The organism is Novosphingobium sp. HII-3, from assembly GCF_002916655.1.
In the GTDB taxonomy this organism is placed as follows: Bacteria; Pseudomonadota; Alphaproteobacteria; order Sphingomonadales; family Sphingomonadaceae; genus Novosphingobium; species Novosphingobium panipatense.
The window spans coordinates 1-21,975 of sequence record NZ_PPSM01000033.1; the positions used below are offsets into that span (position 1 = coordinate 1).

General features: G+C 59.6%; 25 protein-coding genes. 15 read left to right on the top strand and 10 right to left on the bottom strand.

The annotated features are described in order from the left end of the window. The first annotated feature begins 120 nt into the window (after positions 1-120). Positions 121-777, top strand: a complete 657-nt coding sequence (locus tag C2R25_RS12630) for an RES family NAD+ phosphorylase (protein WP_233203963.1) — start codon at positions 121-123, stop codon at positions 775-777. A 46-nt stretch (positions 778-823) separates the two neighbouring features. Here the strand turns inward: C2R25_RS12630 and C2R25_RS20985 are convergent, their stop codons facing one another. From C2R25_RS20985 to C2R25_RS12645, 4 genes are read right to left on the bottom strand one after another with little or no spacing between them, the layout of a single operon-like run. Further along, complete coding sequence (locus tag C2R25_RS20985) at positions 824-1,075, bottom strand: hypothetical protein (protein ID WP_146049663.1); 252 nt, start codon at positions 1,073-1,075, stop codon at positions 824-826. Further along, positions 1,072-1,380, bottom strand: coding sequence for a DCL family protein (locus C2R25_RS12635; RefSeq protein ID WP_103729553.1), 309 nt, complete (start codon positions 1,378-1,380; stop codon positions 1,072-1,074). The genes C2R25_RS20985 and C2R25_RS12635 overlap by 4 nt, the downstream gene beginning before the upstream one ends. Positions 1,381-1,395: 15 nt before the next feature. Then, positions 1,396-4,005, bottom strand: a complete 2,610-nt coding sequence (locus tag C2R25_RS12640; RefSeq protein ID WP_103729554.1) for a DEAD/DEAH box helicase — start codon at positions 4,003-4,005, stop codon at positions 1,396-1,398. After that, the gene (locus tag C2R25_RS12645) at positions 4,002-4,832 is read right to left on the bottom strand and encodes a DUF1837 domain-containing protein (protein ID WP_255400459.1); all 831 of its coding nucleotides are present in this window, start codon (positions 4,830-4,832) and stop codon (positions 4,002-4,004) included. The genes C2R25_RS12640 and C2R25_RS12645 overlap by 4 nt, the downstream gene beginning before the upstream one ends. Here C2R25_RS12645 and C2R25_RS20990 point away from each other — a divergent pair. From C2R25_RS20990 to C2R25_RS12680, 8 genes are all read left to right on the top strand, one after another. Further along, positions 4,782-4,967, top strand: a complete 186-nt coding sequence (locus C2R25_RS20990; RefSeq protein WP_233203966.1) for a hypothetical protein — start codon at positions 4,782-4,784, stop codon at positions 4,965-4,967. The genes C2R25_RS12645 and C2R25_RS20990 overlap by 51 nt on opposite strands. 384 nt (positions 4,968-5,351) lie before the next feature. After that, positions 5,352-7,340: a ParB/RepB/Spo0J family partition protein gene (locus C2R25_RS12650; RefSeq protein WP_103729556.1), complete on the top strand. Its 1,989-nt coding sequence runs from the start codon at positions 5,352-5,354 to the stop codon at positions 7,338-7,340. Positions 7,341-7,495: 155 nt separating this feature from the next. Beyond that, positions 7,496-8,437: an ArdC family protein gene (locus tag C2R25_RS12655; protein ID WP_103729557.1), complete on the top strand. Its 942-nt coding sequence runs from the start codon at positions 7,496-7,498 to the stop codon at positions 8,435-8,437. Between the two features lie 11 nt (positions 8,438-8,448). After that, positions 8,449-8,871 (top strand): hypothetical protein, encoded by a 423-nt coding sequence (locus C2R25_RS12660; protein ID WP_103729558.1) that lies wholly within the window; start codon positions 8,449-8,451, stop codon positions 8,869-8,871. A gap of 300 nt (positions 8,872-9,171) precedes the next feature. Then, on the top strand, positions 9,172-10,125 hold the full coding sequence (locus C2R25_RS12665; protein WP_098108455.1) for a DUF2493 domain-containing protein: 954 nt from the start codon (positions 9,172-9,174) through the stop codon (positions 10,123-10,125). A 117-nt stretch (positions 10,126-10,242) separates the two neighbouring features. Then, complete coding sequence (locus tag C2R25_RS12670) at positions 10,243-10,680, top strand: DUF6878 family protein (protein WP_103729559.1); 438 nt, start codon at positions 10,243-10,245, stop codon at positions 10,678-10,680. Positions 10,681-10,690: 10 nt separating this feature from the next. Then, positions 10,691-11,119, top strand: coding sequence for a hypothetical protein (locus C2R25_RS20995; RefSeq protein WP_103729560.1), 429 nt, complete (start codon positions 10,691-10,693; stop codon positions 11,117-11,119). Between the two features lie 300 nt (positions 11,120-11,419). Then, on the top strand, positions 11,420-11,809 hold the full coding sequence (locus C2R25_RS12680) for a single-stranded DNA-binding protein (RefSeq protein ID WP_103729561.1): 390 nt from the start codon (positions 11,420-11,422) through the stop codon (positions 11,807-11,809). A gap of 116 nt (positions 11,810-11,925) precedes the next feature. Here C2R25_RS12680 and C2R25_RS12685 read toward each other — a convergent pair whose 3' ends face one another. Next, entirely contained in the window at positions 11,926-12,156 is a 231-nt protein-coding gene (locus C2R25_RS12685; protein WP_038577042.1) for a DUF6437 family protein, read from the bottom strand. Positions 12,157-12,482: 326 nt separating this feature from the next. Between C2R25_RS12685 and C2R25_RS12690 the strand changes: the two genes are divergently transcribed. Continuing rightward, positions 12,483-12,719, top strand: a complete 237-nt coding sequence (locus C2R25_RS12690; RefSeq protein ID WP_103729562.1) for a hypothetical protein — start codon at positions 12,483-12,485, stop codon at positions 12,717-12,719. 102 nt (positions 12,720-12,821) lie between these two features. Here C2R25_RS12690 and C2R25_RS12695 read toward each other — a convergent pair whose 3' ends face one another. Beyond that, a complete protein-coding gene (locus C2R25_RS12695) occupies positions 12,822-13,016 on the bottom strand; it encodes a hypothetical protein (RefSeq protein ID WP_103729563.1) in 195 nt (64 codons plus the stop codon). A 441-nt stretch (positions 13,017-13,457) separates the two neighbouring features. Between C2R25_RS12695 and C2R25_RS12700 the strand changes: the two genes are divergently transcribed. The 4 genes from C2R25_RS12700 to C2R25_RS12715 all read left to right on the top strand — a co-directional run bounded on the left by C2R25_RS12700 (position 13,458) and on the right by C2R25_RS12715 (position 19,450). Beyond that, complete coding sequence (locus C2R25_RS12700) at positions 13,458-13,790, top strand: ribbon-helix-helix protein, CopG family (RefSeq protein WP_103729564.1); 333 nt, start codon at positions 13,458-13,460, stop codon at positions 13,788-13,790. Next, positions 13,780-16,164: a type IV secretion system DNA-binding domain-containing protein gene (locus C2R25_RS12705; RefSeq protein ID WP_103729565.1), complete on the top strand. Its 2,385-nt coding sequence runs from the start codon at positions 13,780-13,782 to the stop codon at positions 16,162-16,164. Before C2R25_RS12700 ends, C2R25_RS12705 begins: the two co-directional genes overlap by 11 nt. A gap of 37 nt (positions 16,165-16,201) precedes the next feature. After that, entirely contained in the window at positions 16,202-19,138 is a 2,937-nt protein-coding gene (gene mobF, locus C2R25_RS12710; protein ID WP_103729566.1) for a MobF family relaxase, read from the top strand. Between the two features lie 72 nt (positions 19,139-19,210). Beyond that, positions 19,211-19,450: a hypothetical protein gene (locus C2R25_RS12715; RefSeq protein WP_103729567.1), complete on the top strand. Its 240-nt coding sequence runs from the start codon at positions 19,211-19,213 to the stop codon at positions 19,448-19,450. Positions 19,451-19,483: 33 nt separating this feature from the next. Here C2R25_RS12715 and C2R25_RS12720 read toward each other — a convergent pair whose 3' ends face one another. The 4 genes from C2R25_RS12720 to C2R25_RS12735 are packed head-to-tail and all read right to left on the bottom strand — an operon-like array spanning position 19,484 to position 21,061. After that, positions 19,484-19,681: a hypothetical protein gene (locus C2R25_RS12720; protein WP_103729568.1), complete on the bottom strand. Its 198-nt coding sequence runs from the start codon at positions 19,679-19,681 to the stop codon at positions 19,484-19,486. Further along, on the bottom strand, positions 19,681-19,989 hold the full coding sequence (locus C2R25_RS20730) for a DUF5818 domain-containing protein (protein WP_199183828.1): 309 nt from the start codon (positions 19,987-19,989) through the stop codon (positions 19,681-19,683). The genes C2R25_RS12720 and C2R25_RS20730 overlap by 1 nt, the downstream gene beginning before the upstream one ends. Then, positions 19,980-20,405 carry a thermonuclease family protein gene (locus C2R25_RS12730; RefSeq protein WP_103729569.1) on the bottom strand — a complete coding sequence of 142 codons (426 nt, stop codon included), beginning with the start codon at positions 20,403-20,405 and terminating at the stop codon, positions 19,980-19,982. Before C2R25_RS12730 ends, C2R25_RS20730 begins: the two co-directional genes overlap by 10 nt. An 11-nt stretch (positions 20,406-20,416) precedes the next feature. Then, entirely contained in the window at positions 20,417-21,061 is a 645-nt protein-coding gene (locus C2R25_RS12735) for a S24 family peptidase (RefSeq protein WP_007011047.1), read from the bottom strand. A 370-nt stretch (positions 21,062-21,431) separates the two neighbouring features. On the opposite strand from C2R25_RS12735, the gene C2R25_RS21005 reads away from it, so the two are divergent. Beyond that, positions 21,432-21,797: a helix-turn-helix domain-containing protein gene (locus tag C2R25_RS21005; protein ID WP_233203967.1), complete on the top strand. Its 366-nt coding sequence runs from the start codon at positions 21,432-21,434 to the stop codon at positions 21,795-21,797. Positions 21,798-21,975: the final 178 nt, after the last annotated feature.

Below are 21,975 nucleotides of genomic sequence, written 5' to 3' on the forward strand. Positions count from 1 at the left end.
CACCTGACGGTGCGCGTCGTCGTCCGTGGGCCCCTCCTATCGACTACCGGGATAACCGCCGCGCTGCCGAAAGGTGGGGTCAATATTGGGCGCCGATAGGGGGTCAGTTTTGCGCGCCGGTTGACAGCCTTTCCACCGATTGACCTGTTCGAAGACATCTCAGACCCTGCAGATTGGCCGCTGCTGATCTCCGCCGAGCAAAAAACCAATCCCCGCATTATGGCGACGATCGGCAATCTCGATCTGGTACCTGCTGACCGCCGGGTAGGGGGCAACGGCGCATCCTATCTGATGGCCCCGTTCACGCATGTCAGCACTGACCGGCCAAGTCGCTTCACCGATGGGACCTACGGCGTCCTATACGCGGGGGATGCATTCGAAACTGCGCTGTTCGAGACAATCCATCACCATGCCCGTTTCATGGCTCGCACTGTAGAAGCGCCAGGCTGGACCTCACAGTTCCGTGAGATCATCCTTTCGGTAAGCGCCGATCTTCACGATCTTAGGTGCCTTGCGGCAGGCGATTCCGCGCTTGATCCCGACAACTATGCTGCATCGCAAGCCCTCGCTGTTGAACTCAAAGGGGGCGGGGCCGAAGGTCTTGTCTATCCGAGCATCCGGCATCCGGGTGGTGAGTGTGTCGGCTTGTTCTACCCGGATTGTGTATCCGACCCCACTCAGGGACGTCACCTCGATTACCACTGGGACGGAACAGGTGTCGATCTGGTTCGAGACGCTGGTACAGGGGCGGTGTTTCGAGTGGTGGCTACTGCGTAGAATGACGCTCCAGCCCCAAGGTTTTGGTGCTTCGGTCTTTGTAACTTTACGATTTAATTTCAGTCATTTGATTACTCTGGGCATGTTCCCGAATGCACGCATCGAAAATATCTTGGCCGAGCGCTTGTGGCATCTCGCAGGAGCGTTTTCCGAGAAGGATCAGGCGGCGGCGCTCGCCGCGCAGCTCGGCTCCAAATACCAGGTCCGTGTTGGGTCGTGACGGTAAGGCATCGAAGATTTCAAAAAAGGCTGACTCCTTGCTCCCGTCGCTTGCTTGTTCGGCCAGTTCAGCAATCAACCAGGCCGAACTTTTCCGTAGACGCAGGCCCGATGCGCGAACTTCATGGTGCTGCCATCCGTCCGATTCACCCAGAAACATTTGGTATTGAAGTCGGCGGTCCGGACGCTGAACCCGGCGACACCGCTTCCGATTTTTTCGTCACCTTCGGGATGGCGGGCTAACGCAGCCATCAACACCTTTGCATCTTCTGCACTGACTTTGTCGCCAACGTCGTACTTGTGAAGCATCGTGTTCAAATAAGCGACGGCGTCGCCCTTCTTGTCGAAATGCAGATCACCTAAATCGAACGGCTTGGCAGGCATTTGCAACCTCCTACGTCAAGAACTCAAGGTGTCTTGGCTATCTTTATCATCGGCCAATAGCTTCTCACGAATTTCACGAATGATGATAGCTGGGATGTCCATTGTCTCAAACTGGGCGTCGCGCTCTAGTGCCCATTGCATACATCCTTCTTTAGTGAGGTCGTCCCTGGCAATCTTCTCGTAGAGGCTTACCGCGCTCATGCGAGACAGGCCCAGTTCCATCAATGACAGGAGAGTGCGCGTCGAAACGCCAAATTCGAGCTGTGTCCCGATATCCAGGTAGTCGTCGATCAGGTCCTCGCGGCCAATCTCGCGGAGATGGAGGTGGAGAATGTCCATGTATGCTGACAAATATTTTGGAGCTCTGAATCGGGCGACCTGTTCGACAAGCTCCATCGTTTGCCGGATCAGCGTGGGCAGGACGTAAGACCGTCCATGCGTATGGTGATACTCGATATTCTTCCTTATCATCGCTGCGAGCGAAAGGCCCTTAAGCCATTGCACGACGATGACGACATAGAGCGGGATCAGACTGTCAGGCATGAAAGCCGGATATAGGTGCTCGTTGATTCTGCGCATTATCGTAACGAACCGATCATAACTGTCTTGGCTCTCGACCGGAGCGGGGATCAGGTTTTCGACATCCTTTTGGTAGCTTCGAAAAGCATTCAGCAGTGACTGGAGTCCCAGCGCGCTCACGCCCGGGTGACGTTCGGCGATGTTAGAACCGATCTCGATCGTGTCCGCCAAAGCGGCAAGTTGCGCGTCGATCTTCGCGATGGTTGCGGGATTATGACGCTTCGCGAATCCCGCCTGCTCGATCGAACCCAAGCGGAGGTAAGTCGCCAGAAGGTATGCACCAACCTGTTCGAATTGACCAACATCAGGCAGCTCTGACAGTGGCGTATCTGCCCTCCTTTCAAGATAGTCGGCCATGCCGTCACCCGTCTCAAGAACGGCGTCGCTTTCGCGCTTGATTGGATAACGGGATCGTATGGGGACGCCGTTGGGCCAGGCGGTGGTGTCGTCCGGATCGATGCAAACGATGTTTCCCTGAAACTCGTTACCCCATCGGCCAGCTCGTCCCGCGAGATTCCAGAAATCATGAGGCTCCATCGGATGCCCAATGCCTTTTCTTGGGCCACGAACGACAATCGTGCGGCACGACAGGTTCACGCCTTCGATCAACGTCGAAGTGCAAACCAAAAAGCGAATTTTCCCGCTACGAAATAGGCGCTCCACCTCCTGACGTATCAGGGATGGCATGTTGCCGTAATGAAACGCCACGCCCTTAAGAACGAGAGATGCTAGAGAAAAATTGGGATGGACGCCCTTTTTTGCCAGATCGGCAAGTTCGACCAACTCCTTGTCTGTACAATCGACCGGAGGGATCAATTGGGAAATCAGGTCGGCGATATCTTCGGCGTCGCCTGCACGATTGGCATATACCAAGGTGCCGCCGCGCTCCCCGACTGCCGCCGCTATGAAGGCCAGCTTCTTGCTCAATGTGCCTGGTGAGCTGCTAAGCTCCAACACACCGATCTGCTCAGAAATGACGCCTTGGCGTATCGAAAGCTTCCATCGTTTTGGTTTACGAGGAACCTGCTCAGCGACGATCAGGTTTTGAATGACGGTCGGCGAGTCGCTGTCAACGAAATCTACGTCTGCCGCACTTGGAGCGTCCGCCAGTAATTCTTCAGGATTTTGCGTCGCAGGGCTGATGAACACGGCCTTCAGGTTGGGGTTAGTGCGCTCGAGCCGTTCGATAGCATCCTGCAGAATGACGCCCCGCTGGTTGTCGCCAATCTTGTGAGCTTCATCGACGACCAGCAAATCGACGTGGACGTCATCGCCGAGTACGTTGGCAAGAAGGTGAAGCCGCTCCTGCGTGAACACGAGGATGAGTTTGTTTCCCCCCTCGTACGCGGCATCATATTTCTCCCGGAGCGGGAGGGATGAAACCTCAATTTCTGCGCCTCTGCCCAGCAGCAAGGTCAAGTTCGTCTCGATTTCCGAAACCAGTGCCCTCGTCGGTGCGAGATAGACCGAGACGCGCGTTTCAGCCGAGCGCATATGATTGATCAGCCACTGCAAGACGAGGAACGTCTTGCCGGAAGCTGTAGGGGCGGACGCCGATAACCATGTGTTTTTCGTGGCGCTATCCCAAAACCGCTGCTGGAAATCGTTGACTTGCAACCAGTTTCCGCTGGATTCCATGAGAACAGAATGATCCAACTTTCGGCGCTGGGCTTCCATTCGCAGTCCCAGACCTAAGCGGCCCTCCAAGTCCGTCTCCAGCAATTCGCGATTGTTCGCGAGGGCCACCGTGCGGAAATTGGATAGCTTATCAAGCAGGACCGCCCCGGCATCTTTCACGGGCTGTGAATCTGCCAGCGTGACGGCACCGGTCGCAATTCGCAGCGCGATCTCCTGATGCTGTCGGATTTCGGATCGAGCCAGGATACTTCCGGCAAACAAGAGCCGATGCCAGTCGATATCGGGGTCTTCCGCGGGTTCAGGCTCAAGATGGTCCAGCTCAGTCCTAACGGTGCGACGGGTTAGGACAGCTACATCGTCTTTGATGCCCTCGTTCACCAGCCACTTGGTCAACTCTTCGAGGCTCATTCAGTGAGCCCCATCGCTTTGAGGAATGCCTTCCGGAACCCATCCGCTGAAGGCAGAGGGATGCAAAGCACCTCGATCTCAATTTGATCCAGCTTTTCGGCAGTCAGTCGCGTTCCAATCCGCGTCTTCAGGTTTTCGAGCTCAGTCTTGGCGGCTTTTGTAATTTCCTCCGCCACCGCCTTGACGCCGTCGCTAGGATAGAAGGCTGCATCAAACCCGATCAGCGCGATTCCGCAGTATTTGACGCGCTTTGACTGCTTTGAGTCCTTGTTAAAATACTGCCGGAGCGCGGCCGTGACAGTCGGGTCAGACAGGTCGGCTTTGTCGCTCAGAAGGATCAAGTCCTTTTCGCGCTCGGCACCTTCGTGGTCCGGCTCGATTAGGAAGGGGGCAATTGAAGCGAAGCAATCTTTGATCCCTTCGCTGACGTCTTTGTATACCTTGGATTCACCCCAAAAAAGCTTCAAAATTCCGTCGTCCGTCACCCCCGCATATACACCATCAGCGCCATGATAGTGCTGTCTGGTATCCGTCTTCAGGTCCATCTTGCAGAGGATTTGCGGCAGCTTCAAAAAGCGCTCGGCCAGCAGAAAGAGCAGCATCTCACCGCCTTCGCCGGTTCGCGCGAGATCCGTGAACGACCGCTTGGCCTCTTCGTGCAACGCTGCAACAGCCTCACCGCTCTTGTAATTTTCGTCCCGCGCCTTGGCTGCGGCCATTCTTGCCCGAGGTATTGCGTAGGTGGTCACCGCATTTCGCATAAACTCGGCAAGCCGATGGGGTTCTACGCGGCCATTGGCGTCGACGGTCAGGCAATGGCAGTGAATTTTTACGAGATGCCCGTCGAGAACGACGTCGCGCTCGACGAGTTCGAGGTGAACTTCGAGGGCCTCCGGGTCACCGGTGAGTGCGGCATTCAAATCATCGACCGTGATGTCAGACAGGTCATCCCCCAGAAGTAGCGACCGGTTGCAGTCAAACTGCCATATTCTATGCATTTTTGGCGGTTGAGTCCCGGAGGTATTTATCCACTGCTCTAATCTATCGTTTGCTGCTTGAAGACATCCCAAAGGATGCATCCGGTGACCCGTATCCGGCAGGCGGGATCACATCTCGCTGCAGCTTCAGAACTGCCCAATCTTGGGGGCGCCCGCCGGCTATGTCGGCGATTGCGGACCCACCCATTGTTTGGGCCGAATGTATACTTTCCTAAGTCTTGTGTCCTGAACCGGGCAGGCCGGAAGCCGGCCCACCGTCAGTCATTGAGAGGGAAGGGCGCTTGCCTCTGTTTGAGCCGAATGAGCGTCGAAGGTCGATGCTTGAGCTCGCAATCAGGAGTAAGTCCCATGATCAAGTCGATCCCGCTGACCAAGTTGGTCCAGTCCCCTCGCAACGTCCGCCATCACGGTGATCCAGCTGCAGATTCCGAACTGAAAGCGAGCATTGCAGCCCATGGGTTGTTGCAGAACCTCATCGTTCGGCCTGCGGCTCGTGGCAAATTCGAGGTCGAAGCCGGAGAGCGCCGCCGATGCGCCTTGCTGGCACTTGCCGAAGAGAAAGTCCTGCCGAAGGGCTACGAGGTTACCTGCCTCGTGCTTGAGGACGATGCGGAAATCGCAGTCGAAACGAGCCTAGCCGAAAACTTCCATCGCCTTGCGATGAACCCAGCCGACGAAGCGCAGGCGTTCGCTGCCCTGATCGCTGCAGGTGCCTCGACCGAGGATGTCGCGCGCCGTTTCGGGCTGACGGTCCGCTTCGTCGAAGGCCGTCTTCGTCTCGCGAGCCTCGCGCCTATCGTCTTCGACGCACTGGCATCTGGTGAAATCACTCTCGATCTCGCCAAAGCTTTCGGCGCGACCTCCGACCAAGAAATTCAGGCTCGCGTCTATGAACAGGCGTCTTCGGGCTATTATGCGCCCAGCGCCGACAGTATCCGGCGCATGGTGCTCTCCGGCACGGTTCGCGGCAGCGATGCTCGGGCCCGTCTTGTCGGTCGCGAAGCCTATATCGCTGCAGGTGGCCGGATCGAACGCGAACTCTTCGACGACGATGACAGCGAGTCCTGGGTCGATGTCGCGCTTCTCGAAACGCTCGCCGCGGAAGAGATGGAAAAGCGCGCCAAGGCGCTCGCAGCAGAGCAGGGTCTTGCCTGGGTCAAGCCGACGCTTGACGCCTATGCCAGTCACGATCTCGTCGAAGGCCTCATTCGACTTCCAGCCGAGCCGGCTCCGTTGACTGACGCCGAACTGGCCCGCCTTGATGAGCTCGATGCCTCGTACGACGAGCATGCGGCCATTCTTGAAGACGAAGGCAGCGCCGAAGAAGCAATTGCTGCGGCCGAGGCGACGATCCAAGCGATCGAGCGCGAATGCCAGGACATTCGGGCAAAGCCCCCGGAGCTGGCACCCGAACTGAAGGCCGATGCCGGAATGATCCTCGTTCTCTCGCGCGACGGCACACCGGTTCTCCAGCCGGTGTTCTATGGCGAGCGCGACATCGAAGTCGTTGGTGACGAAGATGTCGTCGAAGTCGTTGCGAGTGTCGGCGGTGATGGCAAACGCCGTGCAGCGCTTTCCAAGCGCTTGGTCGACGAACTTGCGATGCAACGACGTGACGTGCTCGCGCTCCACGTGGCCTCGGATCCCGGCCTTTCGCTTGACATCATGGTCTTCACCCTCGCGGATGCCGACACCCACGACTGGCGGTCGCGCGCGGCCACGACCCTGCGTGGCGGCGTCCCTGCGGGTCCGATTGTCGGGTTCGAAGCGAAGGATGCGCCAGCTAGCGCATCTCTTGCGGACCTGCGCTCGGGTCTCGATGAGAGCTGGCGATCTGGCGAAGATGCTTCGTCGCGCTTCAAGATGTTTCGGGCACTCGCTGATGAAAGTCGCGCAGCATGGCTCGGCTTCGTCGTCGCTCGCACACTCGAGGCGAGCCTCAACATGGCAGGCGAACGTCAGATCACGTTCCAGGATCATCTGGGCAGCACGATCGGCATCGACATGGCGCAATGGTGGCGTCCGACCGCGGCAAACTACTTCGACCGCGTCTCGAAGCAGGTCATCCTTGATGCGCTCACCGATGTCGGCGGCCTGGAACTGTCCTCGCGCTTCGCATCGGTGAAAAAGGGCGATCTCGCGATGAGCACCGAGCGCGTCTTTGCGGGGACCTACATCTCCGAGGTCGAAGTTCGGGAAAGGGCCCTCGCCTGGGTGCCCGAGGTCATGCGCTTTGCCGACCTGCCGGAAATTCCTGCCGATAACGAAGCGCAAAGTCCCGACGCGGATTTCGTCGCCAACGACGACAATCAGCCCCCGAGCGAGCTGGCTGCCTGACCTCCTCCTGACAGGAACGGCTGCTCGCCACCGTGAAGCGGTCCTCCGGCCCATGCCGGGGGGCCGCTTCCTTCATGGAAAGAGAGCGGAGGGGGCTCCGGGATCTCCGGCACTGACCGACAGAACTGTCGTCAGGCCATTTCAGGAGATCCAACATGGCCTATCGCAAGGGACAAAGGGGCGGAGTGTCGCCTGCTACCCGTATCACCCAAGAAATCATCGCCCGCCTCGAGTCCGGCACGAAGCCGTGGATCAAGCCATGGCGCGGTGTGCCAGTCTCGCGTCCATTGCGGGCGTGCGGCGTCCCTTATCGCGGCATGAATGTATTCTGGCTCTGGATGGTTGCCGATATGTGCGGTTACGCCTCGCCGTTCTGGATGACCTACAATCAGGCCAAAGAACTGGGCGCACAGGTGCGCAAGGGCGAAAAATCCACCATCGCCATATTCTACAAGAGCTACACCAAGGAAGTCGAAGCCCCCGACACCGGCGAAAAAACTGACGAAAGTCGTCGCGTGTTGAAGGCCTATCCGGTTTTCAATGCCGATCAGGTCGAAGGTCTTCCGGAACGTTTCCATCCCGCCGCGACGCTTGAGGTGGTGGAACCCGAGGGCCGTCAGGCTGAACTCGACTCATTCTTTGCCAATATTCCGGCCGTCCTGCGTCATCAGGGCGACGAAGCCTATTATGAGCCGGTAGCTGACCGGGTGACAATGCCGCCCGCGCATCTCTTCTCGGGCTTCGACCACTATTACGCGACGCTCGCGCACGAGCTGTCGCATTGGACCGGCCATGCCAGCCGCCTCGACCGTAATCTCAAGAATCGCTTTGGTTCTGCAGCTTACGCTGCCGAGGAACTCATTGCCGAACTTTCGAGCGCTATGCTTGGCGCTGAACTCGGTCTGCCAGTCACACACTTGGATAGCCATGCGAGCTATATCGAGCACTGGCTCAAGCTCCTGAAGCAGGATGACCGTGCCATTCTCACCGCTGCCGCAAAGGCGGAGGAAGCATCAAGGCTTCTGCTCAAACTCGGAGGACGTGCCTCTGCCGATGATGCCGACGAAGCGTCTGCCGACGCTGCATTGGCTGCCTGAAGGAGGGTGTCATGGGCCGATCAGTCAGTTGCCCCAGCGGGGCCGTTGTGGCCTTCACCGTGCTCGAAGTTGAAGAAGACGACGACTGGGACTTCGAATATGAGTGGCTCCGCGAAGATCTGCGCGAGCGCGCAGGGCAGGTATTCCCTTCCCTGATCGCCCACGACGGTTGGCGGAGCCGCGAAGACCGCATCCTCATGCGCAATGCCTATGCAGATTTCGGCGTGTCGGTTTACGCCGGCCTGGTAGCGGTGTGGATTGTCGAGCGTGACGATGGCGCCTATTGGGATGCCGATTGGCGCACGGCCAGATCGCCCAGAGCACAGCGCTGGCTGTCCCAGATCGCCTCGCGCTTTGAAGCGTTGTTCGGCGACTTCGTCTGCTTCGGTCACATGTCGAACGGTGAGGGCGTCTACGCAAAACGAGTGGCCTGAATGCGCCAGTCACTTTGATCGTGGCGAGGTGCCTGTCCTCCCTGACGAAACTTGCTTTTGCACTCATGGCCTGAAGCCATGCGAGAAAGGCCCTGGGCCAGCCGCCAGTCTGCCGCAACCCGGCTTGCGCAGGCCCGAGTTGGCCCGGCCCTGTGGGCCATTGGCCTGCCCGCGCCAGCCTGCCCAAGCGGGTTTCCCCTGTCGGGTGCGGAGACTGCCTCAAGCTGGCCCTGACGGGCTCTCGCTGGCGCAGCCATGAGCGGGTGCGTCAGCCTCACGCCAGTCAGGAGGACAATACCCATGCACTCATCATTTTCTGACCAACTTGCCGGCCTCGATCTTTCCGGTTTTTCGATTGGTCCTGCCCCTGTTTCCACCAATGACTTTCCGGTCCACGAGGCGGTCGTCCAGACTCTCGAAGCGGTCTGGTCCGATCTCTTTGCAATGGTCACGGGGACTGCGCTGGAGGCCGATGCCGAGGACCTCGGCTGGGCGTTCGTCAACATCTTCCACCGTTCCGCGACCCGCAAATCGACCGCCGTCGACCGCGCAACCGACGAAGTCCGAGCGCTCGTCGCCACTGCAGATGGATCCGAAATTCACACCCATGAACTCGAGACCCAGGTTGAGCGTGCGCAGTGTGCCGAAGGGGCTATGCTCGCTCTCGAAGAGATGCGCGAAGTGGCCGCTGGCCTCTATCTCAACGAGTTTGGCTCCTCGTGGAAGCCCGTGTCGAGTTCGCGCTTCAATCACAGCGCCATGCTGACTTCCGCGCTTGTGGAGGGCCGCGAGTTCGTCCGAGCCCGGTCCGAAGCCAAGCGCCGCGCCGCCATGCCAGAAGGTACGCCGGTGATCTTTGCCGGTGGCCGCACACGCCATCCAAACGAGCAGGACGCTCTCACTTTCGCCAACAACGTCTGGGCTACTCTGGACAAGGTTCACGACCGGGTTCCTGACATGGTTCTTGTCCACGGCGGTGATACCAAGGGCGTTGACCGTCTGGCATCTTCTTGGGCGGAACGACGCAACATCCCGCAAATCAGCTTCTCCCTCGACATGCGCCTGGGCGCGCGCGCAGGCTTCAAGCGCAACGAGCGTATGCTCTCGCTCGACCCCCGTTATGTCGTCGCCTTTCCCGGAAACGGGGTCCTGGAGCGCCTCGTCATCGAAGCCAAATCCCGTCGGATTACCGTCGTCGATCGCCGCGGTCCGCTTGGAACTTCTCCCAAGCGCGCGGCTCAGGATACCGACTGATGCGTCCGGCATCGCGCCAGCGCCATCGGCGCTGGCGCAGCCCTTTAGAGGAAAGAATTCGCCTGTTCTCGTGGGCAAGACGATCTGTCCTTGCCCCCACATTGCAGGAGAAATCTGATGACTGATTTTCAGGCTATCATGGCTGATTTTGCTGTCCGCCAGGCCGAGCGCGCGGCGCAGGCGCAAAGTGAAATCCAACGGCTCAAGGCAGCTATCATTGCCCCGCTGCGCAATGCCGAAATTGCCCGCGTAGAAATCCGTTTCGATGGGTGCGGCGACAGCGGTGCGGTCGAAGAATGCGTCTTCTCTGACGCCGGCGGGGCGAGTGTTCCGTGTCCCGAAGTGACGATCGACTGTGCTGGAGAAGGCGACGACCAGAGCGTCAATTCCGCCCTCGAGCAACTGACTTACCTTGCTCTCGAACGCCATCATCCCGGATGGGAAATCAATGATGGTGCTTGCGGCGAACTGGTCATCGACGTGGCTACGCCGAGTTTCGTTCTGGACTGCCAGCTGCGTTACACGGCGACCGACGACCATTCGACTGATCTCTAGGAGAGATGCGATGGCTCATTGCTACTATCACGCCCTATCGTCAGTCCGGAAATGGGGAGGGGTGGTGGAAGATTACCTGCCGCTCCACCAATGGTTTGACCAGTCGAAGGCGATCTTTGCTGATCCGCGGCACCGGGCCCTTCGGCACCATGCCGAAGGCATTTTCATGCTCGAAACGCTGTTCGGGCCTACCATCGTCAACGCCGACAACCGTGTCGTGCCTGTTCGCCTTGTAGGCGAGCAGCACGTCCGCGAGGACTTGGGTACGATTCCTTCCTTTGCGGATTGGGGGCGCCTAATCACGCCCCAAGACTGGATGTTGCGGGGGCACCGTCTGGACGAGCCTATACCGCTTGGCACTGTTGAGACTGCTGCTGGCGGTGCGTTTTCAGGGGGTCTTTCGTCCGCTTCGGGAGGAGCGTCCGTAGTCGAGATATGATGTCGCCTTAGAAGGTAGGCGAGGTCAGGGGGTGCGTCGCATCCCGATAATACGAAAAGTCATGGCTTGGCCTGTTGCAAGGCACTCGGGACCAACCCGGCCTGTAAGCAAACCTTTCCTGAAGCATCCCCGTCGAGACGCGCAACCCCGATCAGGTCCGGCCGAGTTGCCGGGCTGCGCCCGGCTGCCCGCACCACCCGAACCAGATCGAGGTTTCCCTTCGGTGCGCTTCGCCGTGGCCGCTTCCTAGTCGGGTTTGCAGCCGGGATGGACCCGGAATGCTCGATCAGGAGAAAGACCATGACCAATCTCGTTATCCTCGTTGGCCGCATCGCCCGCGACCCCGAAGCCCGCACCACCCAGGGCGGCACCAACATCACCTCGATCTCGGTCGTCACCGACCGTCCCGCCCGCAAGGACGGCAAGACCTACAAGGACGAAAACGGCTACACCGCCAAGGACAGCGAATTCCACCGCGTGACCTGTTTCAACGGTCTCGGCCAGAACGTCGCCAAGTACTGCACCAAGGGCCAGCTCGTGACGGTTGAGGGGCGCATCCACTATACGCAGTGGGAAGACCAGGACGGCACCAAGCGCTACGGCTGCGAGATCATCGCCGACAAGGTGGACTTCCTCACCAAGGGCCGAGCGTCGAACAATGAAGGTGCGCCCGACATCGATGAGGACTGAGCGCCTCCCGCAAACGACAAGGCTCCGATGGTTCGCGCCATCGGGGCCTTTTTTGTGTTCTCTGACGTAAGCGGCGGGGCGGGGCATCGAGCCCACACCCCGCCGCGGTTGAAGTGTCAGGCGGGGGAGAGCCTTTTGAGAGCATCGTCGATCCCGATGGTGAGCGATGCGCGGATGAGCTGCTTCAGTTGCGCAGGTTCGATAGTCTCGGCTCCGCATTCGAGAAGAACCTTGCCCAGTTCGCCTGCCGCTTCCTCGCGGAGCCTGGCCTCCTGTGCATCGAGTTCTTCGCGCTGCTCGCGCAGCTTCTTGAGCGCATTCCGCGCGCTCGGTTTGGACCTGGCCATGAGTTTGTCCTTTCGCAGGCCGTTGGTCCCCTCCACGTGCGACAGTGCCAACATGGGGCGATGTAGGAAAACGGTTTTTGCCGCGATGCCAGTGCTTTTCACGCTGACGTTGGAGAGGTCTCTCTCGCAGAAAAACCAAGTGTGATGCGGGCTTTGGGGCCGCGTCAAGGACGACGGGGCCCCACCATTTTTACCGGGCAAGCCCGGCAAAAATCGTTTCCCCCATCGCCGCTTCGCGGCCGCGCTATGCGCGGTCCCTGACCCGGCCCGTCACCCACATCTTCGCAGCTCCTGATGCGACGCATCGAACATCAGGAGGAAAGATCATGTACGTTTCACTGAATATCGCGCAGGGTTCATTCCAGGCAGATCAGGCAGCTTTCGTTGCCGCACTCGACAAGGCTCATGCCCGGTCCCTTCACAGCTACTTCACCCAATATGTCCTGACCGATGGTGAGGCAGGTTACATCGCGGTCGATGAGGGCGATTACGGCGCACTGCCCAAGGCCATGCTGGACCGGGTCATCGACACAGTGCCCGGAAAGCTGAGCGATGAAATCTGATGCCACACACGAGGAGGAAGTCCGTCAGGGCTTCCTCCTTTCTTTTTGCTCGGGTCCCGTATCGTCCCTCCCCTGGGTTTCGCGCGAGCATTCCCTGCAGCATCAGTCCTCGGCGTCCGACACATCGAATTCCTCCAGCCGATCGGGCATGTCGAGCACCTTCATGGCCGCTGCTGAAATGGCCTCGGCCTTCGTCGGAAAGGCTTCCGCTGAACTGATCGACACGCCGCTCGAATAGGTCACGGTTGCCTGGAATCCGTTGCCTTTGGGCGTCGCGCTCAGTGTTACATCCGCCATAGCCATGCTCCTGGTGGGGTGCCCGCAACACCATTCTTCCTGCCGGCGGACTCGATCGATCTTTAACACAATCGGCAATCGAGCGGCATGGTATTCATCCTTTGGTTTTGGGACTTCAAAACCGCCGATCCCGTGCTGGTCATGACACTGGACCCTACCCTCTAAGCTGGGGACGGAAGAGCACACCGTACGCGATAAATCGCAGGCGGTAGTCAGTACAAAAGAGAGTAAATACAGTGTGTTGATGGATTCTTGCAAAAATGGCTGCTTCTCAATCAGAAATGAATGGTCGCCAATTCGCCAATCGAATTTGATTGAAGGCAGCCAGAAAGGGCGCATTCCTGCGCATCTCGCATGTTCTTGACATGTTCTCGTTTCTGATTTAGACAATAACCGCCTTTCGCAGTGCGTTCCGGGCTCCTGACCACAAGGAGTCCGTGCATGACACGGCCAAAATCTCTTCAGGTACATGTCACCGTCGAGCTCGCTGAGCGGGTTCGTACTGCAGCAAAGCGGCGCGATATAAGCGTCAGCGAATGGATCCGGTCGCTGCTTTCGCAGGCATGCGAAAACGACGATCTTGCATCCAAGCTCGAGGCATCGCTGGACCGCGTCAGCCGCCAATCGGTGTTCACAATGGTCGGCGTCGATGCCCTTCTCGCAGGACATGCCGATCATGGTCTGCGTGAGCGAGCCCATCAAGCCTACGCGCGCAAATGCAAGGAGCTGGGGCTCACCGCAAATGCCGGCGAGGGAGGTTCCGATGAAGCGTAACCTCGTGAACTTCACGCGCGGAAGTCAGCTGCTCGGGCACTTCAGCTTCATGTTTGCAGCAGGCCTCAAGGGGCCGCTGATCATCGCCGCCATCGGCATTTCCTGGACTAGCTGGTGGACCATTTCGGCAGGGCTGAGCGATCACGAAGCCTACCTCGTCTGGATGCGAACTTATGCTGCGATCTACGGATTCATGGAGTTCGATCCGGCGAAACAGGTCGCACTCGAAACGGGGTTTGGAGGAACCGTCCAGCTCCCCATCATCATGCTCGATGCCTATCCGCCGGTGATCCGTGCTTGGGATCATCTGCTCGACTTGCTGGGCGATGCTCTGGTGCGTTCGGCCTTGCTTCTCGTGCCGGCCTTCGTGTTGTTCTACTGGTTCGCAGCGCGCTTCGGCAGTCGCTCGAAAGAGCGCAAGCATGAGCGCGGGGCCATGCTCGTGACACTACCGGAACTGGTCGATGAGCTGCGCGGGCACAACCAGCGCGAGCGCGCCCGAGAGCTTTCGAGCGCCATGGGTTGGAAATGGCATCTGTGTTCGCCCAAGGAACTGTCCGCGGCATTTCCATACCGGCCCTCGCATCTTGCAACGGTTGTCTATCCCTGGCGGCTCGAACAGAGCCACGCCATGCTCATCGGGACCACCGGCATGGGCAAGACAGTCGCCATGTCGGACATGATTGCCGAAGCCCGCGCCAAGGGACAGCGCTGCGTCGTATTCGACCTAACCGGCGCATTCATCGAACACTTCTACCAGGCCGACCGGGACATCATTCTGAACCCGCTAGACGCGCGCTGTCCCCAATGGAGCCTCTTCGACGAATGCCGCACCGAAGGTGAATTCTGGGCGGCAGCGGAAGCCCTCGTACCCCATGACGGGGGCGGGGAGGCGCAGTTCTGGGTTATCGCGGCGCGTGCCCTATTCGTCGAGTTCTGCCTCAAGCTGTTGGCCGAAGGGCGGGGCTCCAATGCTGCGCTTGCCCGCGAACTGATGACCGCTGATCTCTCGCGGGTCCACGCAATGATGCGAGGCACGATCGCTGATCCCCTGACTGCTCCTGAAGCCGCGCGCATGGCGGAATCGATCCGGGCAGTGTTCAACGTGAACGCCAAGGCGCTGAAGCTCCTGCCCACTTCCGGGCGCCGCTTTTCGGTCCGCGACTGGATCGAGGAGGGCGCCCATGACGACGAAGGCACTAACGCCAAAAGAAGTGGCTCGATGGTCTTCATCTCCGCGCGCTACGTCGACATGAGCGTGTGCGCGCAGCTGCTCACGCTGTGGCTCGATACGGCGATGAACACGCTGATGACGATGCCTCGCACCAAGGACCTCAAATGCTGGTTCTTCATCGACGAGCTGGGCGCGCTTCACCGGCTCCCCGCTCTCGAGAAAGGCCTGCAGACAGCGCGCAATTTCGGCGGCGCAATCGTCACCGGCATCCATGCCTACGCCAAGCTCAAGGAGGTCTACGGTGAGAACATGGCGATGACGCTTGCATCGCTTGCCCGGACCAAATTGATCCTCGGTACGGCAGACCGCGAGACAGCTACCTGGTGTTCCGACTTCATCGGTCATCGCCAGGTTCGCGACATGGAAGAGGGCTACACCTATGGCTACAACAATGCTCGCGACGCCGTCAGCCTGACGCCGCGCAAGCATATCGAGCCTTTGCTGCTGCCCGACCAGTTGATGAACCTGCCGCGCCTGTCAGGCTTCATCAAATTCCCCGACGGCTTTCCTGCAGCGCCGGTGCGTCTGAAGCCGATAGACCGGGAAAGAATTGCACATGTTTTCGTCGGTCGGGCCAAGGATCGACAGCCGATCCGGCAAGTCGAAGGCAAGAGTAAAGGCGGCGTGACAGATACCAATCCGCCAGCAAATCAGAGCGAACATCCCTCGTCGAACGACGACGGAGCAGGCAAGCCTGTCGTCCCAAAGCAAGGTACCCTTCCGCTAGAGCCGGTAGTCGAGGCGGATGCCAAGGGATCACGCCACCAGGCGACGAAACGGGCAGAAAAGGACATTCCCGACGAGCCCAGGAAGCAGTCAGGCAAGTCTGGTCATCGGCGAAAATCGCCGCCCGAAGCGCACAACGCAACGCCGCACAATTCCCTTCCGTTGCTGCCAACGAGTGCGGCGCTCCGCAAAGGCGATCATCCCGATGAGAAGGATCCACCGAATAGCGTGAAGGAGGGACGCCGAAGCGACTTGCCGCGGGCCAATCCGCCCTCGGACAAGCCGCAAGCCGTCGATCGGACAGCCCAGCGCCAGCGAGAGGCAGAAGCCCGCAAGCTCATGCTCGAAGACGGCGCTCCCGAGCAGGATCAGCCTTCGCACGAGGGTCCCGATCTCGGCGATTTTGAACTGTGACGCACGAGGCAGACGTCGCCTGGCGGAGTGAGACCTGATGCTCTCTGTAGCCAATGTCCGTACCGCCGGCGGCGCTGCCAACTACTTTGCCGCCGACAATTACTATACCCGTGCCGATGCCGAGAGATTTGGTGAATGGCTTGGCAAAGGCGCGGAGACGTTTGGACTGCGAGGCGTTATCGAAGCCTCGCAGTTCGAGGCCGTGCTCAAGGGCATACTGCCCGATGGCAGCCGTGTCGGGAGCGACAACAGGGCGCATCGCGCCGGCACCGACCTCACATTCTCGATGCCCAAGAGCTGGTCCATCCTTGCCCTTGTCGGCGGCGACAGGCGTATCCTCGATGCCTATGGCGCTGCCGTCCGCGAGACTCTGGCTTGGGCTGAGAAGAATCTCGCCGAAACCCGCATGGAGGTCCGAGGCAAGGAACGGGTGGTCGCGACGCGTAATCTCGTGATCGGGCTTTTCCAGCACGATACGAACCGCAATCAGGAGCCCAACGTGCACTTTCACGCCGTGGTTGCCAATGTAACCCAGGGGCCCGATGGCAAATGGCGAGCGCTGAGAAATGACAAGGTTTGGGAGCACAACACGCTGCTCAATGCCATGACCATGGCGCGCTTCCGCTTGGCCGTAGAAAAGCTCGGCTACCAGGTTGGGGAATACGGCAAGCATGGCAATTTCGAAGCGGTGGGCGTTCCCAAACCCGTTCGTGATGCCTTCAGTTCGCGCCGTGCCGAGATCCTCGACAAGCTTTCGACGATGGAAGGCAAGGGCATCGCGGCTCGCAATGCGGCCAATCTGATGACCCGGGCGGACAAAGGGCCGGTGGCAGACCGCCAGGCTCTCGTGAACCAATGGCGCGAGGCAGCAGCACAGTTGGGCTTTGATCCGAGGCTTGTCATTTCACAGGCCAATGCATGGGCCGCCACCGACATTGGCTCCGTCTCCGGAATTGGAAATTCAGTACGATCGATCGGCCAGCGCGCGCGCCTTTTGGCTGCGACATTTGCGGAGCGTCTGGGGCTACGTCAGGGCGACCCGCTTGTGCCTCGCGACATGGGGCGCCGGACGCCCGAGCAGATCGCGGCCGTTCATGCGGTCGCATCGGCGATCAGGCACTTGGGCGAGCGCGAGGCGGCCTTCTCGCGGACCGAGATATATCGCTCAGCGCTAGGCTTCGCCTTGCCCACAACTCTTGCCGATATCGAACACCGCGTCGATCAATTGCTGCGCCAGGGCCACCTGCAAAAAGGCAAGGGTGCAGATCGCAATCTTGTCACAACCCGCGATGCAATCGGGCTCGAGCAGCGCATCATTGCGGCCGTCGAAGGTGGCCGGGGACATGGGACGGCGGTGGTCGAAGCTGATGTGGCCGGAGAGCGGCTACAGGCGCTCTCTCAGCTCAAATATGGCCTGACCTTGAACCCTGGGCAGGAGGGGGCAGGGCGCCTGCTTCTTGCTTCGCATAACCGGATTGTCGCTATTCAAGGCGTAGCTGGCGCCGGCAAGAGTACCGTCCTCAAACCTGTGGCGGACATCTTGCGCGAGGAAGGCAGGTCCGTGCTCGGGCTCGCAGTCCAGAACACGCTCGTGCAGATGCTTGAACGTGACACCGGCATTTCCTCGATGACGGTCGCCCGCTTTCTACGCCAACATCAGGGCCTTCTGGAAGGAGCAGACCAGGCGAGGCTTGCCGAGGTTCGCGCGTCTCTGCGCGGTACCACGGTGCTACTCGACGAAGCCTCGATGGTCGGCAATGCCGACAAGGAAAAGCTCGTGCGCCTCGCCAATCTGCTCCAGCTCGACCGCTTCGCCAGCATTGGGGACAGGAAGCAATTGGGCGCCGTCGATGCCGGCAAACCCTTCGACGTCATGCAGAAGGCAGGCGTCGAAACCGCGATCATGAACACCAATCTGCGCGCACGCGATAGGGCGCTGCGCGATGCCCAATATGCAGCGCAGGGCGGACTTATCGATGAGGCTTTGCGACATCTTGGTCGGCATGTGGTCGCGTCAGGTAATACAGCCGCCATTGATGCTGCGGCGGCCTGGCTATCGCTTTCGCCTGCTGAGCGGGAGGTGACCGCGATCTATGCTTCGGGTCGCAACTTGCGCGGACAGGTGAACGACGCCGTCCAGATCGGGCTCAAAGCCAATGGCGAATTGGGACCGGGTTCTTTGCAGCTGAATGTCCTGTCGCGCATCAATCTGACGCGTGAGGAAATGCGCTGTTCGCGCAGCTATGCGGCCGGCATGGTGCTCGAAGCCGACCGCCGGCAAAGGGGGCAGGGGCTGCAGAAGGGCCGCTATGAAGTGATCGAAACCGATCCCACCCGCGAACGCGTGATGCTGCAGAACGAGCGGGGCAAGCGCTTTGAATTCCGGCCGGGCCAGATACGACCGCAGGGTGAGCAGGATCCCCTGCGCCTGTTTGAGGTTCGCCCACTCGAAATCCACGATGGCGATCGCATTCGCTGGACGGCGACCGATCACAAGCGCGGCCTGCTCAACGCCGATCAGGCGCGCATCGTGGCGGTTGATGCGAAGGGTGTCACGGTGAAAACGTCGCTTGGCGCCGAACACCTGCTGGGGCTGGGCGACCCCATGCTCGAGCGTCTTGATCTCGCCTACGCGCTCAATGCGCACATGGCGCAGGGTCTGACCTCCGACCGCGGGATTGCCGTCATGGATAGCCGCGAACGCAATCTTGCGAACCAACAGACATTCCTCGTGACGATAACCCGTCTGCGCGATGGTCTGACCCTGTTTGTCGACAATGCGGGCAAGCTCGAAGCAGCCGTTGAGCGCAATCCGGGAATGAAACGCTCGGCGCTCGAAACGGTCAATCAGCTGCGCGATGCGGCAGCAACGGGCCATGCTAAGGGCAAGGCGCCCGATCGTTCGCAAGAACCGGCTCGCGTGCCGCCCGAACTCGATCGCTCGATCACCAAGCCCTTCGAAATCGGGATCTGACGCAGCGTCTATCCGCATGGGTCCATATGCCACCGGTTGACTATGAGTTCTGTTTTTGTTCTCATTGCGGCCATGACCCGAATCGCCGATGAAATCCTGTTTACGCATATCGAAGTCGCGATTGCCATCGCGTCCGAAGCGACGCTTGTCGGGCTCGGCGCTGACGACCCGCGAACCCAGCGCAATTCTCGTGTCGATCTCGCGCGCCATCTGGTCGAGCGGATGCAGGGTTTGGAGATCGAAGGCGAGGGGAATGCCGGCAGGAGCTCGCAGCCCACTCTCTTTCCAGGCGATCTCTCGCCGATGGGCTGACCAGCATTGAGATGTGGCCGAGGTAATACTGGCTTATTGCAGGCGCGTCGGGCGATCCTTTCCCATCAGCTCTGCCACGCGTTTGGCGATGGCTTTCCAGGTGGCGATGCCCGCCTCGTCCTGTGCCAGCGCGAGCGCACCGATCTGCTCGGCGACATGAAGCGGTGCATTCTCACCATGGGTTTTCAGGACCTGGTTGGCACAAGCCCAGAGTTCCCAATCGCTCAACATCAGCCGAGACGTCCAACAAGGCCGAGGAAGAACGCGATCAAACCGTAGCCCACGACAATGCACGCCAAGAGAAGTTCAATATTGAATTTGGAACGAGGAGGGCGGGGTTGTCCTGCTGGCCAGATCTGATCGCAGATGAGCTCGTTGAACCCGGCGCGGCGTCCGCAGACTTCCACTTCGCATCCGAGCAACCGGCGTGCTCCACGCCCGGTGTCGAGCTCCCACACCCCGCCGCCCGAATGGAGTTCAAGTCCGAAGGGGCCTTCGGCAAGACGGCCTGTCAGACAGAGTTCCGGGCCTAGCGGCATGCAGGCCCTTTCCAGTAGCGATCCCAACGCAGCACTGTGCGTGTCTGGATCATCGCGCAGGAGAGATTGGCTCCGTTCGGCAGTCGGCACCAGGCAGCCGTCCGGTTGCCGCCTGCCGAACCTTCCGACCGGCACGTCAATCTCGGTCCACGAACCACGACATGCCCTGTCGAGATGGTCCCGCGAGGGCCGCCAAGAAGATCGACGAGCGCGTCACGCGCTTCGGTGGCCGACGCGTCGGGGCAGGGCTGGTTGGTCCGGCATGTTCCGTCCATTTCGCGCGCTGCAATCCCGGCGATGCGGACATGGGGGCCTTCAGCGCACCATATGGGCCCATCGCCATCCCAGACATGCGTGGGTGTGCAGGTAAAGGTCTGGCCGGCGGCGACGATCGAGGCAGCGAGGAGGGCAAGCATTGGCGAGCTACCTAGCGTAGCGCGCGGCCGAACCAAAGCACGCGGCCGACGATATTGATCGTCCGCTTTTCCAGGCCGCGCCAGCTGGGATAGGCCGGATTATCGCTGAGCACCGAGACCCGCTTGCCTTGCGGCTCGATTGCCACCCGCTTGACACTGAGCATGTCATCCATGCGCAGCACATAGATCCCGTCGCGAAGCCGCGACTGTCCATCATTGAGATCGACCATGACTTCATCGCCGTCATGCAGCGTTGGCTCCATCGAATCTCCATGCACAGCGATGATCGAAAGGCTCGTCGCTTTGCTCGCTGTCAGACGCCGCAGCCACTTCTCGTCGAACCCGAACTGGGCGCATTTGGATTCCATTTCGGCCAAAGCCCCGTGCCCTGCCGATGCCTCGACATCGAGCACCGGGACATGGACCAGTTCGACGACCGGGCCGGATCGCCGCTCGGGCGCACCGAGGATCTTCTCGTCTACGCCGAAGAAGCGGGCGAGCACGGAGCGGTCCTGCTCGTCCAGTTGGCGGGGACTGCCGCGGCGGATGTATTGCTGGATGTAGGCCGCGTTGCGTCCAAGAAGGCGGGAGATCGAGGAGTAATTACAGCCTCGTTGCTGGATCAGATCGTCCAGTGCTTTGCGTGCATCTTCCATCGCTGCGTGTCCTATCTCATCCGTCTAGGAAATTCGATCCTAGACTCTAGGAAGCCTTCCTAATAAGAACATAACAAGAACACAAGCAGAAAGCGAGTCGAAGGCGATGGAGCTCCTGAACCAGATTGAGGTCTATTTGGCGCGTAGCGGTACGAAGGCCAGCATGTTTGGTAGGCAGGTCGTCGGAGACCCACGGTTTGTTCAGGATCTTCGTGACGGGCGTCGACCTAGGCAGAAGACGACGCAACGCGTCAGCAGCTACCTCGCAGAAGAGTGCCGAGCTTCATTCGACGACGTTAATGGTAATGGAATGTCCTGATTCAGAGACACATTCTCAGATGGTCGGGTGATCTAGGACAAATTCGTTCGCTTGACCAAAACTGTTCAATTGAGCTTGAGGCTTGTCGGTCCAGACGACCAGATCGACGCGCTGCAGATCGATCGCGAAAAGAATGTGGAAACGTTGGAAAAGTTCTCGGATTTTCTCCAATTTTCGCTACTACTAGCTCCATTATCTGCGGCGGGATACGTCATGCCAATCGAGATTCTCACGATGCGGGAGGTGGCTGATTTTCTCAAGATCAATGAGAAGACGGCGTACAAACTCACAGCGGCGGGAAAGCTCCCGGGTTTCAAGGTTGGGGGATCATGGCGGTTCAAGCGGGCTGATATCGAGAGCTGGATCGAGAAGAGAGTGAATGAGGGGCATGGTGGCAGGGCAGCTTGCGACGACTGATTATCATGCTGCCCTTTTCGCGCATGAGCTAAGCCGTCGCCATTCTACCGCTGAGAACACCGGGAATAAAAGGGGCCACGGACCGGACCGGAGCACCGGGATAAAAAAGGGCCAGTCCTGTTAGACCTTCGCTTTTGTGCGGAGGTGGAAGGATGAAGAGAGTGGAGCTTTATCAGAA